Below are 17,278 nucleotides of genomic sequence, written 5' to 3'. Positions count from 1 at the left end.
ATGGACGATACCACCTGTGGTGGCCCCGCTATCCTAGGCACTTTGACCCTTAGACCGGAGGCTTTGCGTCCCGGACTTTCATCCGGTTTGCCTTTTTGCACAACTTGATTTGCGACAAAAATAATCGCCGAATGACTATAGGTGGGAGCAGGAAGGGATGCTACCTAGTAAAAATGACAGCAAACAGGACTCACTTTTCGCAATTGTTCGCGAACATGCCGACAAGCTGGCGCCAACATCGGTGATGCTGGCGCCTGATAATCATTCATGATCGAACCTATCAATGATTGATTGTGTGAAGCCTGTCACTGTATTGGCAACAGCAGGCTGTTCATCAATGCCCGCAGCTTGAGCGGCTTGACCGGTTTGCTGACGTAGCCAAAGCCGTGCTCGCGGATCTGCGTCTGCAGCTCGCTCTTGCGATCCGCACTGATGATGATGCCGCCGATGCCATTGCCGTGGGCCAGCCGGATCATGTGCAGCGCCTGCAGTCCCGTCTTGCCATCGTCCAGGTGATAATCCGACAGCACCAGTTGCGGCAGGAAGCCGTCGCCGATGAGGGATAGCGCCTGCTCCTGGTTCTGGGCGCAGCGCACCTCGCAACCCCAGCGCCCCAGCAGGGAGGCCATGGCGATGAGGATCTCCTCCTCGTTGTCGATGCAGAGCACCCGGATCCCCTCCAGCTGGCTGTCCCGCACCACGGGGGCCGCCACCTGGCTCGGCATCACGGGCCGGGTCGCGAGGTTGAGGGTGATGGCAAACACCGATCCCGCCCCCGGCCAGCTGCGCAGGGAGAGCTGGTGGCCCAGCACCTGGGAGATGCCGCGGGCGATGGCGAGCCCGAGGCCGAGCCCCTGCTCCCTCGCGGTGCGGGAGTGATCGAGGCGGGAGAATTCGTCAAAGATAGCCTCCTGCTTGTCCAGCGGGATGCCGGGGCCGTTGTCCCACACCTCGATGCGTACCTTGTCCCCCAGTCGACGGCAACCGAGCAGCACCCGGCCACCGGGGTTGTAGCGAAACGCATTGGTGAGGAAGTTCTGCAGCACCCTCCGCAGCAGGCGTACGTCGCTGTAGACGGCGAGGCGACTCTCCACCACGGAGAACTGGATCCCCCCCGCCTGGGCCAGCACCCCAAACTCGGCCTTGAGGTTGTCGAACATGTCGCACAGGGCGAAATCGAGCTTCTTCGCCTTGAACTTGCCCGCCTCCAACCGTGAGATATCCAGCAGATCCGTGATGAGATCTTCGGTCGCCCCCAGGGCATCGTCGATGTGGCGGGCAATGCGGGCCGGCTCGTCTTCCGGCGGCAGCATCTCCAGCAGGGAGGAGGTAAACAGCTTGGCCGCGTTCAGCGGCTGGGTCAGATCGTGGCTCACCGCCGCCAGGAAACGGCTCTTGGAGTGGTTCGCCCGCTCCACCTGCTGGTTCACCAGCAGCAGCTGGCGGTTGAGCTCGGAGAGTTCATGGGTACGCTCGGCCACCCTGGCTTCCAGGTGCTCGTTCGCTTCGCGCAGCACCCGCTCCGCCGCCCGGAAGGGGGTGATATCGGTGAAGGTCATCACGAAGCCCCCCGCCGGCATGGGATTGCCCTGCATCTCGATCACCCGGCCATCCGGCCGCTCCCGCGCCGAGACATGGGGGCTACCCCGCTTCATGAAGGCGACCCGCCGCGCCACCTGGGCCTCGATGTCTCCCGGGCCGCACAGCCCCTGCTGCGCGTTGTAGCGGATGATCTCCTCGATGGCGCGCCCCACCTGGATGAGCCCGTGCGGATAGTGGAACAGCTCTATGTAGCGCCGGTTCCAGGCCACCAGCCTGAGCTCCCGGTCCACCACCGAGATCCCCTGCCCCATGTGCTCTATGGCCCCCTGCAGCAGGCCACGGTTGAAGCGAAACACATCGGAGGCCTCGTCCACTATGGTGGCGATCTCCTCGAGCTGCATGTTGCGCCCCTGCAGGGCAGAGGCCAGCACCAACCGGGCGGACGAGGTACCAAACACCCCGGCCAGCAGCCGCTCGGTGTGGGCGATCAGATCGGCCGACGCCTGCATCTGGGGTGCCAGGGTGCCGCCCCGCTCGCCCGCGAAGCGGCCGAAGGCGCGCTTGACCCGGCTCGAGCCGACGAAGCGGGCCGCCAGCATCTCCAGCTCCTTGACCGAGACCCGCGCCTGATAGAGCGCCGTGGTATCGCGGCTCGGCTTGCCGACGAAGTTGGCGGCCTGCAACCGCTCGCTCACCGCCGCCCGCGACAGCAGCGAACCAACCACGTAACCTGCGAGGTTGAGCGAGAGGCTCAGGAAGATACACCAGGCCCCCAGGCTCAGCTCGCGAAAGGCGGGCCAGTCGGGGGGGGCCAACAGTGCCTCCAGGGGCGAGCCCGCCAGCAGGCCGCTCTCGGCCAGCAGGGTCACGAACCAGAGGCTGACCCCGAGGGAGAGCCCGAGGTAGACCCCCTTGCGATTGCCGTGCCGCCAGTAGAGGCCGAGCAGCAGGGCCGGGGCGAACTGGGCCACGGCGCCGAACGACAGGTAGCCGATGCGCGACAGGCTGGTGAGATCCCCGAGCCAGAGATAGAGCACCCAGGCCGCCAGCAGGATTAGCAGTATGGCGCCCCGGCGCACCTGCAGCAGCAGCCGCATCAGCCGTTCATCCCGCCCCTGTTGCCAGAAGCGGCGCAGCAGCACCGGCAGCACCAGATCGTTGCTGACCATGATGGCCAGGGCTATGGTGCAGACGATCACCATGCCGGTGGCCGCCGAGGTGCCGCCGAGAAACGCCAGCATCGCCATGCCGTCGAAGCCCAGCGACATGGGCAGGCTTATCACATAGGTGTCCGAGGCCATGTCGGCCCCGACCCACTGCTTGCCCGCCAGTGCCAGCGGCCAGATGAAGAGCCCCATCAGGAACAGGTAGAGCGGGAACAGCCAGCGCGCCCAGTGCAGATCCTGGCCCTGGTTGTTCTCCACCACAGTCACGTGGAACTGGCGCGGCAGGCAGATGACGGCGCACATGGCCACCAGGGTATAGATGGCGAGCTCCAGCAGGCTGCCCGGCGACACCGCCACCACCGCATCGAGAAAGTCCCCGGCTACCAGGGTGCGGGCCTCGCTCGGCCTGGCAATGATGAGCCAGAGCGCGAAGCCCCCCACCGCCATGAAGGCGAGCAGCTTGACCACGGACTCGAAGGCGATGGCGACCACCATGCCGCGATGGTGCTCGGTGGCGTCCAGGTTGCGGGTGCCGAACAGTATGCTGAACAGCGCCAGCAACAGGGCGACGCCGAGGGCCAGCTCGGCCGTGTTGCCCGTGGGCCCCGCCGGCACCGAGTTGGCCATCAGCAGATCCAGCCCGGTGACGATGGCCTTGAGCTGCAGCACCAGGTAGGGAAGTATCCCCATCACCGCGATCAGGCTGATCACCATGGCCAGGCGCTGGGACTTGCCATAGCGGGCGGCGATGAAGTCGGCGATGGAGGTGATGTGCTCGCGCTTGGCCACCAGGATGAGGCGGGCCAGCAGGCGCCAGCCAAACAGGAACACCAGCATGGGGCCAAGATAGATGGGCACAGGCGACCAGGGGGATTCGCTCGCCTGCCCCACTGTGCCGAAGAAGGTCCAGGAGGTGCAATAGACGGCGAGCGACAGGCTGTAGAGCAGGGGCTGGCCCTTGAGCCGACGGCGCTTGCTCTTGTCCGCCACATAAGCGATGAGGAACAGCAAGCCCAGATAGGCGAGCGACAACCCGATCAGCAGCCATCCTTGGTGCATCTATATTCTTCCCTTGTTCAGATGTGTTAAGCGCCGCGCCGGCTCAGCGTGCCGGCGGGCAACCGTCATTGAGTGTGCCCGCTCAGGCGGCGGCGCCCTCATGCTCCCCGCGCAGCCGCAGGACGAAGACCGGCAACACCACCAGCACCATGATGAAGAAGATCCCCCCACCAAGCGGCTCGAACAGCACACCGCAGATCGCCATCAGGGCGGCCACTGTCATGCCGAGGCCGAGCGCCGCATAGAGCGCCTGGGTGGGGATCTGCTGCTCGGCGGGCAGTTGGCGGGTCATGAAGCGCACGGCGCCGAGGTGGCTGATGCAGAAGGTGACCCCGTGCAACAGCTGACCCAGCACCAGCACCCAAAGCTCGGTAGAGGCGCCGAGCAGCACCCAGCGCACCACGCAGCCGACGGCCCCCACCAGAAACAGGGTCTGGGCCCCGAAGCGGTGAAAGAAGCGTTTGTCCGCGGCAAACATGGCGATCTCCGCCACCACCCCCAGGGCCCACAGGTAGCCGATCAGGGTGCCGCTGTAGCCCGCCCCCTTCCAGTACATGGCGCTGAAGCCGTAGTAGGCGGCATGGCTGCCCTGCAGCAGGGCGGTAATGAGCAGGAAGCGGCGGACCGGGGCCGACTTGAGGGTGACGAGCAGGGAGGCTCGGGCCCGCTCCCCAATGAGCTCCTGGGGTACCGGCCGCAGCGGCAGCGCACTCAGTGCCAGCATGGCCAGCAGTCCCGCCACCATGGTATGCAGCACCCAGTCACTGCCGAAGTTGCTCACCAGGGCGCCCACCAGGGTGGAGGCGACGATAAAGGCGAAGGAGCCGCACAGCCGCACCTTGCCATAGTCGAGGTGCGTCTGCACCACCATGCGGGTGGCGAGCGCCTCCCCCATGGGCATCAGGGTTGGGTAGATGAAGTTCGCCACCAGGGTCAGCACCACCAGCCACCAGAGGCTATGGCTGAGGTAGAAGCCCAGAAACGCCAGCAGGCTCAGCAGGCAGAGCAGCCGGGTGACGGGCAGCAACTGACCGGCCCCCTTGACCCGTCCCATCACCATCAGGTTGCCGGCAAAACGGATGGCCATGCCGACCCCCAGCAGCAAGCCTATCTGCTCGGCGCTCACCCCTATGCCCTCGAGCCACAGGGACCAGAACGGCAGATAGGCGCCGTAGACGAAGTAGAAGGCGCCAAAGAACAGGGCTAACCAGGAGAAGGCGGGCATAGGGGCTCGGCAGCGGGACAAGGGGCACAAATGATAACCGATTTTGGCGCGGGGATCCCCAGGGGCAAGGGGAGATAAAAACGATAAATATCAATAAAGTTGAACCTTTGTCACATCCCCCTGTCTATCTGGATAACACCGCTTCCTGATGAGTGTTGCAATCCTTACACCCGCCCCTGGCGGGTTTCTTTTTGGGGCCGGTTTGGGCCGCCAGACGCAGAGAAGGGGCCCAAGGGCCCCTTCATCATCATCGTCATTGGCAAGTATCAGAACACGTACTTGACCCTTGCGCTCAGGTTGCGACCCGGCTCGGTCTGGTTGCTGGTGTCCGAGCTGGCGGCAAGGCCCGTGATGCTCTCGTAGCTCACGTACTCCTTGTCAAACAGGTTGAAGACGCCGACGTTGAGCTGCAGATCCTGCATCGGCTTGAACTGGGCGTAGATATCCACCACGCCCCAGCCGGCGCTCTTGATGTTGTCGTTACCTCTGGCGTCCTTGCCCACCTTGTCCATGTCGTCGGCGAAGCGCAGGGCGGTGTTGATGTTCCAGTTCGGCTGCTCCAGACGCACCCCAAGGCTGCCGTTGAACGGGCTCAGGCTGTTGATGTAGTTGCCGTCGCCGTCCTTGCCCTCGATGTAGGCCAGGTTGCCCCAGACGTTCACCAGCTCGTTCAGCCAGTAGTCCGCCTTGACCTCGGCCCCCTTGGTGGTCGCCTTGTCCAGGTTCTGGTACTGATAGATGGCGGTGCGCCCTTCGGTCCCCACGGCGGTCAGCTCGATGAAGTCGTCAAACTGATTGTAGAAGGTCGCCACCTCGTAGCTGAAGCCGCCGCTGCTGCCGCGCACCCCGAGATCGATGCCGTCGCTGCTCTCGGGCTTGAGGTTAGGGTTCGGCTCGATGCGATAGCCGTAGGCCTGGTGGTTCAGGGTGGAGAAGGCGTTGTCATACATGGGCGCCTTGAAACCGTGGCTGTACTGGGCGAACAGGTTGGCCGCCTCGTGTGCCTTGAACACCAGCCCCAGCTTGGGAGAGAACTCCCCTTCGGAGATCTTCTGCATGTTCTCGCCGGTGTAGGCGGGATCCTCGTCCGGGGTCATCTTGTAGTAGTCGTAACGGGCACCCGGGGTCAGCACCCAGCGCTCGCCAAACTTGATCTCGTCGAAGGCCCAGAGCGCGCTGCGCTCGCTGGTGGTGGACGGGAAGCTCAGCTCGCTGTAACCGACGAAGTCGCCCGGTACGGTCGGCGCCTTGAAACGGGTACGCTCGTTGTCGGTGTGCTCATACTCCACACCCCAGGCAAGGCGCTGGCTCTCCAGCGCCTTGCTGAACTTCACCTGGGCCCCCAGACTCTCCTGCTCGAAGCCGTTGTGATCCAGGGAGTTCTTGGTCACATAGGGGTTGCGCGGGTTGACCGGATACTTGGAGGAGGCGTACTGATCCAGGGTCTGCTTGGTGCGGGTGTAGTAAATCTTGCTGTCCACCCGATCCGCCCAGGGGGCGTTCAGGGCCAGGCCGTGATCCAGCACCAGGGAGAGGTTGTCGGTGTCTTTATCGGTGATCGGCTGATTGAAGACGGAGCCCGCCTTGGTCAGATCGATGGCATCCGGATCCTGCCCCTCGGTGAAGTAGTCGACCGTCAGCTTCAGGAACTGATCATCGGAGAGGTTCCACTTGCTCTTGAGCAGCACCGCCTGGCTGACGATGTCGAACTCGTCCTTGTCGCTGTCGTAGTTCTGGGTCACCCCGCCGTCGCGCCAGGTGTAGCGCAACAGGTTCTCGAACTCGCCGGTGCGCAGCGCCCCCGTGATGCCGGCCATCTTCTGGTGGCTGCTGGAGGCATAGCCGGTGGTCGCGTCCAGGTAGCTGTCCTTCCCCTTGAGGAAGTCGCCGGCATCCTTGGTGGTGATGGCGATGACGCCCCCCAGGGCGTCGGAGCCGTAGGCCGCGGACGCCGGCCCCTTGGCCACTTCCACCTGCTTGATCATGTCGGTGTCGAAGTAGGTCTGGCCCACACCGCCATTCTTGTAGGCGTCGTTCTGGCGCACCCCGTCCTGCACCACCTTGACCCGGTTCTCGCTCATGCCGCGAATGGTGAAGGTCTGGGCATCCCCCGCCCCACCCTGCACGCTCACGCCCGGCTCATAACGGAACAGATCGGCGACATTGCTGACGACCTGCTCTTCGATCTGCTCCGAGGTGATGACGGCGATGGGGCCGGAGACGTCTTCCAGCTTCTGCTCCATGCGGGAGCCGCTGACGACCATGACTTCATCCGTTTTCTTGTCTGCGGCGAAAGCAGGGGATACCAGCCCGGCCGCCACGGCGAGGGCAATCAGAGAGGGGGTGTTGTTGTGCGCCACTGCAAAGTCCTTATTGAGAATCATTATCAACCGAACGGCATCTTACCCAGCTCGCGACAAAGATCAATAATAAAGTGAATCATTCTCATTTTCTTTTGCTTCTGAACGGTTTTACACTAGCGCCTCTTTTTTCCTGCTCGCCATGCTGCCATCGTATGGTGCTGTACCTTTGCCAATCTCTGCCTTTGTGAGTGAGATGCCATGACTCGACGACTCCCCCTGCTCGCCCTGCCCCTGCTGCTGGCCGCCTGTGCCACCCCGCCGCAGAGCCAGCCTCCCCAGACCCTCTATCACTACCAGCTTGGCGAGGGGACGGACGACAGGCCCCTCAGCCTCGCCCAGGCGGTGGACAAGGTCAGGGATGCCGACATAGTGCTGGTGGGCGAGCTCCACAGCCACCCGGCCGTGCACCTGTTGCAGGCAAACCTGCTGACGGAGCTTGCCGGCATGTCGCGCGTCGATGGCCGGGCCCTCGTGCTCTCCATGGAGCAGTTCACCCGCGCCGATCAACCCGTGCTGGATGCCTACCTGGCCGGGCGCATCGGCGAATCCACGCTGATCCGGGACGGCCATGCCTGGCCCAACTACCCGAGCGACTACCGCCCCCTGGTGGAATTTGCCAAGGCGCAGCAGCTGACTGTGATCGCCGCCAATGCCCCCAAGCCGCTGGTAAGCTGTGTCGGTCAGGAAGGCCCGGAGTGGCTCGACAAGCTGCCTGCCAGCCGCCGCAGCCAGCTCGCCCGCGAGCTCACCCTGGGGGATGACGGCTACCGCCAGAAGTTCATGGCCTCCATGCATCATGGGGATGCGGACGGCAATGCCCGCCGCTTCGCCGCCCAGACCAGCTGGGACGACACCATGGCCGAGAGCATGGTCGATTATCTCGAGCAGCATCCCGGCCGGCGCATCATGCACATCGCCGGCAACTTCCACGTGGAGGGGGGACTGGGTATCGCGAGCCGCATCGCCAGCCGCAATCCGGCGCTGAGAGTCGCCCTGGTGGTGCCTGAGACTGGATCCCAGGATGGCAAGGCCACCCCCGGACGGAGTGCCGACGTGCGGGTGCACATAGCCCCCCTGCCGGAACGCTGGCTAAATGCAGCAGAAATGAAGCAAGATATGGGCGCGCTGCATCAATCCCGCAGCCGTGACTGCAGCCAGTGGCTGCAACCCTAATCTTCCAGGATACGGCGGGTAAAATATGGACGTGTTACTGATCATCGATGTGCAGCAAGGGGTCATGAAAGCGACCCATCACCAACAGCCACAGGTACTGGCCAACATCAACCGGGCCGCGGCCCACGTCAGACAGCAACATGGCCGGGTCATCTACATCCAGCATGACGACTTGCCAGGGGGCGAGCTGGAGCCCGGTACCCCGGGCTGGCAACTGCACCCGGCCCTGCAACCCGCCAAGGGGGATAGCCGGGTACGCAAGACGGCGTGCGACAGCTTCCTCGAGACCGAGCTGGCCTTCCTGTTGGCCGAGCAGTCCGTCGACAGGCTGATCCTCTGTGGCAGCAACACCGATTTTTGCGTCGATACCACGGTACGCAGCGCCGCGGCCCATGGCTTTGAGGTACTGGTGTTGCAGGATGGTCACACCACAGCGGATCGTCCCCACCTGAGCGCCGAGCAGATCATCGAGCACCACAACTGGATGTGGCGGCATCTGGACCTGCCCGAGGGCAGACGCATAACCCTGCTCACCACGGATCAGCTGCTCGAGGCGGCTCAACCCGCGCTGGCGTGCTAATCTGCCCGCCTTGAAGTGATCACCTGATTGGAGTCTTGCGTGCGTCTATTCTCTGCCGTTGCCCTTGTGCTGTTGTTACCGGCGATCACGGCCTGCTCCGGAATGCCGGGCACCACGCCCGACGGCCCGGCCCCCCTGTTTCATACCAACATCAACGAAGAGGGGAGCAAGCGCTTCACCTTTGAAGCCGCGCCCCTCGACGTCCTGCCGAGTCGGTTGCAGGAGGATGACAGCCGGCTGAGCCGCAACAGCAAGAGCCTGCTGGAGCGCCGCGAGGCCCTGCAGGATGAGCAACTGACCGAGACGCTGGCGGCGCGCAACTATTGCCGCACCGGCTACATAGTCCTCAGCCAGACCTCCTGGAAGATCCGGGGGGAGTGCAACGAGACCGCCACCCAGGCCGATCGCGACGCCTTCCCCAACAAGGCCTCCTGGCAGGAGTGATCCCGATTGGGGGACAGGTAACAAAACGGGCAGCCCAGGCTGCCCGTTTTTCATCTCATGACCCCGCACCTCAGACAGGTGCGTCCGTCTCGCTGGTCAACTCGGCGCCGTTGTCGACGCGCTTGTGCCCTTCCACCAGATGGACGAAATCCACCAACTCGTCACCGGAGACCCGGAACGCCTGGCCGAAGCCTTTGACGAACAGACCCTGCTCGGGCTTGAGGCGAAACAGCACGAAGTCCTTGAGGTTGGAGAGCCCTTTGACGATGTCGCCGAAACGCCCCTCCAGCGCCGCTATCGCCTTGCCCCAGCGCTCGTCATCCCGCGCCACTACCTCGGCTACGGCATCAAAGGTGAGTCGCTTGCGGGCGAACAGTTCGCGGGCGCCGGTCTCGTCCTCGATCAGCATCAGGGAGACCTTGGGCACCTGTTGCAGGTTGCGGGCATGGCGGGCTATCTCGGAGATCAGCACATAGTAGCCATCTTCCTGCAGCACGAAGGGGGCGTAGCTGGCATTGGGGTTGCCTTCGCCATCCACGGTCGCGAGCTGCAGGGTGCGGCAACCGTCACGAAATTCGCGGATCTCCGGTTGCAGACGGTTCTGCAGACGCTCCTGACGTTCACTCATGCTTTCACTTCCTCTTGATACTGGTGGCGCAGGGCCTTGAAACGCTCCACCTGATCAGGCAGCAGCTGACGCTGCTCGTCACGGCCCAGGTAGATCTTGAAAATGCAGCGACCGCTGTGGCCGAAGAACTGGAAGGAGTGCCCCTCCTTGCCCATGAACAGCTTGCTGACCAGGGCAATGCCGACCACGTTGTCGAGCTTGAGGTGGCCATGCATCTCGCCGTCCCGACCCATCAGGTTGTAGTAGCCACGGGCCGTCTTGCCCTTGGGGAAGGGGGCCTTCACCTCGAAGATGGAGCCGTCGGACTCCACAATGGTGGTCACCTGACCCCAACTGGCCAGATCCACCAGCAGGGCTTCGGCCTGATCGCTCGGCACCAGCGTCATCAGCTCGGCGGGCAGGTGGCGCACCACCTCCCACTCGCTGACGGCCAGCTCGGTGGCGATGCTGGAAGGATGGGCGCTGGGATCTTGTTCCAGCAGCGCATGAATGCGTTGTGCAATGCTCATCGGTTCTCCCTGGATGATCTGGCGATAGTACTCGGTCTCGCGGCGGATACTGTAATAAAGCGGCCCCCTTAACGCAATTGATAATCGCTTTCATTATCAGTGCATTTTTTTCACGAGCTTGATATTCTCGGCGGCAATCCCACTCTCATACACCCTTCGGAGGTTCGCATGGGCCGTCGTTTTGCCCTCGCACTCAGCCTGCTCGGCTGTTCAGCCCTTTCCCTGCCTGCTGCCGCGCAGGAACGTATCGTCAGCATAGGCCCGGCCACCACAGAACTCATTATGGCCCTGGGGGGCGAGCAGAGCCTGATTGCCACCGACGTCAGCAGCCCTGAACCCAAGGGGCTGCCGAGAGTCGGCTACCACCGCGCCCTGGCTGCCGAAGGGATACTGAGTCTGGCCCCGACCCGACTGGTCGGCAGCGACGAGATGGGGCCACCACCGGCTCTGGAACAGCTGCGCCGGGCCGGCGTCGAGGTTACTGTACTGCCGACGGCCCCCACTCTGGCCAACCTCAACGAGCGGATCGACGTCCTGGCCGGCTTGCTGGGCAATCAGGCCGCCGGCACCAGGCTGAAGGCCGAGATCGCCGTCCAGAGCGACCAACTGGCGGCCCAGGCGAAACAGAACAAGTCCCTCAGGGTCGCCTTCCTGCTGCTGCACAAGGGCCAGCCCACCAGCATAGCCGGCGGCAATACCACCGCCAGCGCCCTGGTGACCCTGGCCGGCGGCATCAACCCGGTCGCCCGCTTGCACGACTACAAGCCCGTCTCCACCGAATCCCTGATCGAACTGCAACCGGATCTGGTGCTGGTGAGCGGTCGTGACTGGCAGCAATACCAGAGCGTCGACAGCGTGCTGGCCCAGGTGCCGGCCCTGGCCGCCACGCCGGCAGGCAAGAACAGGGCCATCCACACCATCGACGGTCACGCCCTGCAAGGGGGGCTCAGCCTGAGATCCTTGCAGCAGGCCAACCAGATAGCCCAGTGGATCAAGCAGGGTTCATGATGCGTCTGCCGCTGCCCTGGCTGCTCGCGCTCACCGGCTGCACGCTCGCCCTGCTGCTGGTCGGCTCCCTCGCCACCGGCCCCATGTCGCTCTCCTTCGCCGAGAGTCTGCAGGCCCTGTTTGCTGGCAAAGAGAGCGGGATAGAAGCACACAAGCTGCTGATAGTGCAGGAGATCCGCCTACCACGCACCCTGCTGTGCATCGCCGTGGGGGGCATTCTCGGCATCTGTGGCGCCGTGATGCAGGGGCTGTTTCGCAATCCCCTGGCCGACCCCGGCATCATAGGGGTCTCCGGCGGTGCGGCGCTGGGCGCCGCCCTGGCCATCGTGCTGCTGGCCCCCCTCGGCCAGCAGTTGCAGAGCCTGCTCGGCCTCGGTCTGCTGCCCCTGCTCGCCTTCCTCGGCGGGGCACTCACCACCACCCTTGTCTACTTGCTGGGCACCCGTGAGGGGGGCACCTCGGTCACCGTCATGCTGCTGGCGGGCGTTGCCATCACGGCGCTGTCAGGGGCCGTGATCGGGCTCCTCACCTACCTTGCTGACGATCAGATGCTGCGCAACCTGAGCCTGTGGCAGATGGGCTCCCTGGCCGCCGGCAAGCCGGTGGACGTGGGGCTGGCGCTGCTGACCCTAGTCTCCCTGCTGTGGCTCTTCATGCGCGATGCCAACCCCCTCAACGCCCTGCTGCTGGGCGAAGGTGAGGCCCGTCATCTGGGGGTCAATGTGCAATGCCTCAAGCGGCGTCTCATCCTGCTCACTGCCGCCGGGGTCGGCGTGGCGGTGGCGGTGGCCGGCATGATCGGCTTCGTCGGCCTAGTGGTGCCCCACCTGGTGAGGCTGCTGGCCGGACCTAATCATGTCAGGCTGCTGCCGCTCAGTGCCCTGCTCGGCGCAGCCCTGCTGCTCGGGGCCGACATGCTGGCCCGCACCCTGCTGGCACCGGCCGAGATGCCGGTGGGCATCATCACCGCCCTGCTGGGTGCCCCCTTCTTCATCTGGCTCTTGATCAAGAGTCGCCGGACGCTGTAACAGGAGAACGCCACCTTGCCAGGATCCCCCTCCCCCCTGCTCGCTTGCCGCGGGCTCAACCTCACCCGGGGCAATCGCCTCATCCTGGACAACCTGGATCTCGACCTGCATGGGGGCAGCCTGACCGCTCTGCTCGGCCCGAACGGAGCGGGCAAGAGCTCGCTGCTCAAGTGCCTGACCGGCGAGCTGGCCTATGACGGCAGCATCTCCCTGTTCGGTCGCAAGCGGCAAGAGTGGGCCGGCGATGCCCTGGCCCACAGAGTCGGGGTATTGCCCCAGAGCTCGTCCCTGAGTTTCCCTTTCCTGTGCGAAGAGGTGGTGGCCATGGGCCGGCTGCCCCACAGCGAACCCGTCAGCCGCCGCGACCAGATAGTGCGGGCCGCCATGACCCATGCCGGGGTCGAGCACCTGGCTGGCCGCCTCTACCCCGGCCTCTCCGGCGGAGAGCGCCAGCGGGTGCAGTTCGCCCGGGTACTGGCCCAGATCTGGCAGGAGCCGTCACCGGAACGGCTGCCCGATCCCGAGCAGCCGCGACTGCTGCTGCTCGACGAGCCCACCTCGGCCCTCGATCTCAAGTACCAGCATCAGTTGCTCACCATGGCCCGCGCCCTGGCCGCCCGCAATACCGCCGTGCTGGTGGTGCTGCACGACCTCAACCTGGCGGCGCGCTACGCCGACCGGCTGGTGATGCTGGAGCAGGGCAGGCTGATGGCGGACGGCTCCCCGGCAGAGGTGCTGACCCCCGAACTGATTGCCCGCCTCTACGACTACCCCGCCCAGGTGATCCATCACCCCGAGACGGGGCAGCCTATGGTCGTGTGATAACGAGCGCACCTCCCTCCCTTTCCACACGATTACCCCGTCCAAGTCATCCACCAACCCGAGACGGGGCAGCCTATGGTCGTGTGATAACGAGCGCATCGCCCTCCCTTTCCACGACTACCCCGTCCAAGCCATCCACTACCCCGAGACGGGGCAGCCTATGGTGGTGTGATGCCGGGCGCATCGCCCTCCCTTTCCACGACTACCCCGTCCAAGCCATCCACCACCCCGAGACGGGGCAACCCATGGTCGTGTGATAACGAGCGCATCGCCCTCCCTTTCCACGACTACCCCGTCCAAGCCATCCACCACCCCGAGACGGGACAACCCATGGCGGAGTGAATCAAGTCAGGATCTCGAATAGCAAAAGAGCGCCATCAGGCGCTCTTTTGTATGCAACGTGAAGGGTGACTCAGGCGATCTGGTAGCGGCCCGGTTTGTGATTGAGTGTCAACACCAGGTTACAGATGATGGCCGCGACCACTGAGAGCGCCAGCAGCCAGGGGGAGACCACGAAGAAGGAGGCGATGACGATGGCGCAATCAAGCCCCATTTGCAGCTTGCCGGCACGGACGCCGAACTTGTCCTGAATAAACAGCGCCAGAATATTGAAGCCGCCCAGGCTCGCCTTGTGGCGGAACATGATGAGCAGCCCCATGCCGATCAGGGTGCCACCGATCAAAGCCGCATAGACGGGCTCTATCTTGCCTATCTGCAGCACGGCGTTGAGGTGATCCGTCATGAAGGAGACGGTGGCCACGGCGGCGAAGGTGTTGAGGGTGAAGCGCGACCCCATCCTGAGCCAGGCCAGGGCGTAGAACGGCAGGTTCATGGTGAAGAACAGCAGGCCGAAGCTCAGGCCTGTGACCTGCTGCAACAGCAGCGCCAATCCGGCGGTGCCGCCGGTGAGCAGACCGACCTGATGAAACAGGAAGATGCCGAGGGAAACGAAGCCTGCCGCGGTCAGCAGGGCGAGCACATCCTCATAGAGCGGATGGGCCGAACGGGGAGTGTTGTCCATAACCTTATGTCCAGTAGCGAAGTGAAAAGAGTGTCTGAGGCCCGATGACGGGCGCGAGCCCCGTGAGTCGGGACTTCGTTATGGTCACAGTGTCCATTTTGAGTGACCCGGATCACAAGTACGGGATCGCATGCGCCGAAATGGTGCGCGTCAGCGCTGCGTTACAACCCTTGCACCAAAATATGTCATGCCCTCTCCCCTCCCAGCCTGAAGATAACCTGAAAAACCCAGGGTATCTCGCTGTCAGCGAGTCAGAATCGTTCTAAAATGACTCCCTTGCCACTGGCTGCGGAGCGACAGCAGATGAGAGTCAGCGTATTTGGAATAGGTTATGTGGGACTGGTTCAGGCCGCCGTACTGGCCGAGATGGGCCACAGGGTGACCTGTGTGGATGTGGACGCAGCCAAAGTCGAGCGGCTGAGAGAGGGTATCATCCCCATCTTCGAGCCCGGCCTCGCCCCCCTGGTACAGACCAACCACCAGGCAGGCCGTCTGCTGTTCACCACGGATGTGGCCGAGGGGGTGGGTTTTGCCGAACTCATCTTCATCGCGGTCGGCACCCCGCCGGATGAAGATGGCTCGGCCGATCTCAAGCACGTGCTGGCGGTGGCCGGCACCATAGGCCGGCTGATGCAGGGCGGCAAGGTGGTGGTCAACAAGAGCACAGTGCCGGTCGGCACCGCCAACCGGGTGCACCAGCATATCGCCTCCATCCTTGCAGAGCGCGGGGTCGACCTCCCCCTCGAGGTGGTCTCCAACCCGGAGTTTCTCAAGGAGGGGGCCGCAGTGGCCGACTGCCTGCGGCCGGATCGCATCATCATCGGTACCGGTTCGGCCCACGCCATGTCTCTGCTTGAGGAGCTCTATGCCCCCTTCAACCGTAATCGGGATCGCATCATCCAGATGGACGCCCGCAGCGCCGAGCTGACCAAGTATGCCGCCAACGCCATGCTGGCCACCAAGATCTCCTTCATGAACGAGATGGCCACCCTGGCGGAGAAGCTCGGCGCCGACATCGAAGAAGTACGCAAGGGCATAGGCGCCGACCCGCGCATCGGCCACCACTTCATCTATCCCGGCTGCGGCTATGGCGGCTCCTGCTTCCCCAAGGACGTCAAGGCGCTGATCCACACTGCCAGCGAGGCAGGCTGCGATGCCCCCCTGCTGCATGCGGTGGAACGGGTCAACGACGGCCAGAAGCACAAGCTCATGGCCCGCCTGCAGCAGCACTTCGGCAGCGATCTGACGGGACGGACCTTCGCCCTCTGGGGCCTGGCCTTCAAGCCCAACACCGACGACATGCGCGAGGCACCGAGCCGGGTGCTGATGGAGGCGATCTGGGCCGCTGGCGGCAAGGTGCAGGCGTTCGATCCCGAGGCAATGACCGAGGCCCAGCGTCTCTATGGCCTGCGGGACGATCTGACTCTGTGCGGTACTCAGGAAGCGGCCCTCAAGGGAGCCGACGCCCTGCTCATCTGCACCGAATGGCAGCAGTTCCGCGCCCCGGACTTCGAGCTGATACAGCGTACCTTGAAACAGGCCGTCATCATCGACGGTCGCAACCTCTATGATCCGGCCCGCCTGCACCAGCGCGGCTTTACCTACTACGCCATCGGCCGGGGCGACAGCCTGGCCACCGGACTGCACAAGGAGCAACGGCAATGAAATATCTGGTCACCGGTGCCACCGGATTCATCGGCTTCCATGTGGCGCAGAGGCTCTGCCACGACGGTCATCAGGTGGTCGGCATCGACAATCTCAACGACTACTACGAGGTCAGCCTGAAGGAGGCGCGCCTCGCACGGCTCAGCCCCCTGCCCGGCTTTCGCTTCGAGCGGATGGACCTCGCCGACCGGGTCGCCATGGCGGCGCTGTTTGCCCGGGAGCAGTTCGAGCGGGTGATCCATCTGGGAGCCCAGGCCGGGGTACGCTATTCACTGGACAACCCCTTTGCCTATGCCGACAGCAATCTCACTGGCACCCTGACCGTGCTGGAGGGGTGTCGCCATCACGGGGTCAAGCACCTAGTCTACGCCTCCTCCAGCTCGGTGTACGGCCTGAACGAGCAGATGCCGTTCAAGACCTCGGACGGGGTGGATCACCCTGTCTCCCTCTACGCGGCGAGCAAGAAGGCCAACGAGCTGATGGCCCACTCCTACTCCCACCTCTACGGCCTGCCCACCACGGGCCTGCGCTTCTTCACCGTCTATGGCCCCTGGGGTCGCCCCGACATGGCGCTGTTCAAGTTCGTGCGCGCCATCCTCGCGGGGGAGCCCATCGATATCTACAACCAGGGCCAGCTCAGCCGGGACTTCACCCATGTCGACGACATCGTGGAGGGGATAGTGCGGGTCGCGGATCGGCCGCCGGTCGGCGACCCGAACTGGCGGGGGCAGACCGACGCCAGCCCGGCGCCTTATCGCCTCTACAACATCGGCAACGGCAGCCCGGTGCGGCTGCTGGACTTCGTGGAGGCCATCGAGACGGCGCTCGGCAAGCCGGCGATCCGCAACCTGCTGCCCATGCAGCCCGGCGACGTGCTCGCCACCTGGGCCGACACCGAGGCGCTGTTCGAGGCGACCGGTTATAAACCCAAGATGGCGCTGCAAGAAGGCGTCGAAAGCTTCGTCGACTGGTACAAGACCTACTATCGGGTCTGACCCCGTTTCCTGAGATGAAAAGGGGCTGCCAGTGGCAGCCCCTTTTGCTG

General features: G+C 64.1%; 14 protein-coding genes and 1 riboswitch. Of the genes, 8 read left to right on the top strand and 6 right to left on the bottom strand.

All coding sequences use genetic code 11. The annotated features are described in order from the left end of the window. Positions 1–15: 15 nt before the first annotated feature. A riboswitch (cyclic di-GMP riboswitch) is annotated at positions 16–102 on the bottom strand. A 203-nt stretch (positions 103–305) separates the two neighbouring features. The 3 genes from KW824_RS09690 to KW824_RS09680 all read right to left on the bottom strand — a co-directional run bounded on the left by KW824_RS09690 (position 306) and on the right by KW824_RS09680 (position 7,352). Then, positions 306–3,767, bottom strand: a complete 3,462-nt coding sequence (locus KW824_RS09690) for a hybrid sensor histidine kinase/response regulator (protein ID WP_218409660.1) — start codon at positions 3,765–3,767, stop codon at positions 306–308. Positions 3,768–3,849: 82 nt separating this feature from the next. Continuing rightward, the gene (locus KW824_RS09685; RefSeq protein ID WP_218409659.1) at positions 3,850–4,992 is read right to left on the bottom strand and encodes a 3-phenylpropionate MFS transporter; all 1,143 of its coding nucleotides are present in this window, start codon (positions 4,990–4,992) and stop codon (positions 3,850–3,852) included. A gap of 266 nt (positions 4,993–5,258) precedes the next feature. Beyond that, positions 5,259–7,352 (bottom strand): TonB-dependent hemoglobin/transferrin/lactoferrin family receptor, encoded by a 2,094-nt coding sequence (locus KW824_RS09680; RefSeq protein WP_205641129.1) that lies wholly within the window; start codon positions 7,350–7,352, stop codon positions 5,259–5,261. A gap of 201 nt (positions 7,353–7,553) precedes the next feature. Between KW824_RS09680 and KW824_RS09675 the strand changes: the two genes are divergently transcribed. The 3 genes from KW824_RS09675 to KW824_RS09665 are packed head-to-tail and all read left to right on the top strand — an operon-like array spanning position 7,554 to position 9,552. Further along, positions 7,554–8,528: a ChaN family lipoprotein gene (locus KW824_RS09675; protein ID WP_218409658.1), complete on the top strand. Its 975-nt coding sequence runs from the start codon at positions 7,554–7,556 to the stop codon at positions 8,526–8,528. A 25-nt stretch (positions 8,529–8,553) separates the two neighbouring features. Continuing rightward, a complete protein-coding gene (locus KW824_RS09670) occupies positions 8,554–9,108 on the top strand; it encodes a cysteine hydrolase family protein (protein ID WP_171272507.1) in 555 nt (184 codons plus the stop codon). Between the two features lie 39 nt (positions 9,109–9,147). Then, positions 9,148–9,552, top strand: a complete 405-nt coding sequence (locus KW824_RS09665) for a hypothetical protein (RefSeq protein WP_025328092.1) — start codon at positions 9,148–9,150, stop codon at positions 9,550–9,552. Positions 9,553–9,622: 70 nt separating this feature from the next. Here KW824_RS09665 and hutZ read toward each other — a convergent pair whose 3' ends face one another. Both hutZ and hutX read right to left on the bottom strand, forming a co-directional pair. Further along, positions 9,623–10,180 (bottom strand): heme utilization protein HutZ, encoded by a 558-nt coding sequence (hutZ, locus tag KW824_RS09660; protein ID WP_005329149.1) that lies wholly within the window; start codon positions 10,178–10,180, stop codon positions 9,623–9,625. Continuing rightward, positions 10,177–10,689 (bottom strand): heme utilization cystosolic carrier protein HutX, encoded by a 513-nt coding sequence (gene hutX, locus KW824_RS09655; RefSeq protein ID WP_218409657.1) that lies wholly within the window; start codon positions 10,687–10,689, stop codon positions 10,177–10,179. The genes hutZ and hutX overlap by 4 nt, the downstream gene beginning before the upstream one ends. 168 nt (positions 10,690–10,857) lie before the next feature. Between hutX and KW824_RS09650 the strand changes: the two genes are divergently transcribed. The 3 genes from KW824_RS09650 to KW824_RS09640 are packed head-to-tail and all read left to right on the top strand — an operon-like array spanning position 10,858 to position 13,547. Beyond that, positions 10,858–11,697, top strand: a complete 840-nt coding sequence (locus tag KW824_RS09650) for a hemin ABC transporter substrate-binding protein (RefSeq protein ID WP_218409656.1) — start codon at positions 10,858–10,860, stop codon at positions 11,695–11,697. Next, positions 11,694–12,725, top strand: coding sequence for an iron ABC transporter permease (locus KW824_RS09645; protein WP_171272510.1), 1,032 nt, complete (start codon positions 11,694–11,696; stop codon positions 12,723–12,725). Before KW824_RS09650 ends, KW824_RS09645 begins: the two co-directional genes overlap by 4 nt. 15 nt (positions 12,726–12,740) lie before the next feature. After that, complete coding sequence (locus tag KW824_RS09640) at positions 12,741–13,547, top strand: heme ABC transporter ATP-binding protein (RefSeq protein WP_218409655.1); 807 nt, start codon at positions 12,741–12,743, stop codon at positions 13,545–13,547. A gap of 412 nt (positions 13,548–13,959) precedes the next feature. On the opposite strand, the gene KW824_RS09635 is transcribed toward KW824_RS09640, so the two are convergent. After that, entirely contained in the window at positions 13,960–14,568 is a 609-nt protein-coding gene (locus tag KW824_RS09635; protein ID WP_171272512.1) for a YitT family protein, read from the bottom strand. Between the two features lie 303 nt (positions 14,569–14,871). Here KW824_RS09635 and KW824_RS09630 point away from each other — a divergent pair, with 303 nt between their 5' ends. Both KW824_RS09630 and KW824_RS09625 read left to right on the top strand, forming a co-directional pair. Next, complete coding sequence (locus tag KW824_RS09630; protein ID WP_171272513.1) at positions 14,872–16,233, top strand: UDP-glucose/GDP-mannose dehydrogenase family protein; 1,362 nt, start codon at positions 14,872–14,874, stop codon at positions 16,231–16,233. Next, positions 16,230–17,228, top strand: a complete 999-nt coding sequence (locus KW824_RS09625; protein ID WP_218409654.1) for an NAD-dependent epimerase — start codon at positions 16,230–16,232, stop codon at positions 17,226–17,228. The genes KW824_RS09630 and KW824_RS09625 overlap by 4 nt, the downstream gene beginning before the upstream one ends. The last annotated feature ends 50 nt before the right edge of the window (positions 17,229–17,278 follow it).

This window comes from Aeromonas sp. sif0611 (genome assembly GCF_019218845.1).
In the GTDB taxonomy this organism is placed as follows: Bacteria; Pseudomonadota; Gammaproteobacteria; order Enterobacterales; family Aeromonadaceae; genus Aeromonas; species Aeromonas media.
Note: the sequence above shows the minus strand (reverse complement) of the source record. Positions and strands in the feature narration are given on the sequence as shown.

What these genes read in the sequence shown, in the direction of transcription:
- KW824_RS09670 (WP_171272507.1), top strand. Translation starts at nt 8,554, where the DNA reads ATGGACGTGTTACTGATCATCGATGTGCAGCAAGGGGTCATGAAAGCG.
- KW824_RS09630 (WP_171272513.1), top strand. Translation starts at nt 14,872, where the DNA reads ATGAGAGTCAGCGTATTTGGAATAGGTTATGTGGGACTGGTTCAGGCC.
- KW824_RS09635 (WP_171272512.1), bottom strand. Translation starts at nt 14,568, where the DNA reads ATGGACAACACTCCCCGTTCGGCCCATCCGCTCTATGAGGATGTGCTC.
- KW824_RS09645 (WP_171272510.1), top strand. Translation starts at nt 11,694, where the DNA reads ATGATGCGTCTGCCGCTGCCCTGGCTGCTCGCGCTCACCGGCTGCACG.
- hutZ (WP_005329149.1), bottom strand. Translation starts at nt 10,180, where the DNA reads ATGAGTGAACGTCAGGAGCGTCTGCAGAACCGTCTGCAACCGGAGATC.
- hutX (WP_218409657.1), bottom strand. Translation starts at nt 10,689, where the DNA reads ATGAGCATTGCACAACGCATTCATGCGCTGCTGGAACAAGATCCCAGC.
- KW824_RS09690 (WP_218409660.1), bottom strand. Translation starts at nt 3,767, where the DNA reads ATGCACCAAGGATGGCTGCTGATCGGGTTGTCGCTCGCCTATCTGGGC.
- KW824_RS09685 (WP_218409659.1), bottom strand. Translation starts at nt 4,992, where the DNA reads ATGCCCGCCTTCTCCTGGTTAGCCCTGTTCTTTGGCGCCTTCTACTTC.
- KW824_RS09650 (WP_218409656.1), top strand. Translation starts at nt 10,858, where the DNA reads ATGGGCCGTCGTTTTGCCCTCGCACTCAGCCTGCTCGGCTGTTCAGCC.
- KW824_RS09625 (WP_218409654.1), top strand. Translation starts at nt 16,230, where the DNA reads ATGAAATATCTGGTCACCGGTGCCACCGGATTCATCGGCTTCCATGTG.
- KW824_RS09675 (WP_218409658.1), top strand. Translation starts at nt 7,554, where the DNA reads ATGACTCGACGACTCCCCCTGCTCGCCCTGCCCCTGCTGCTGGCCGCC.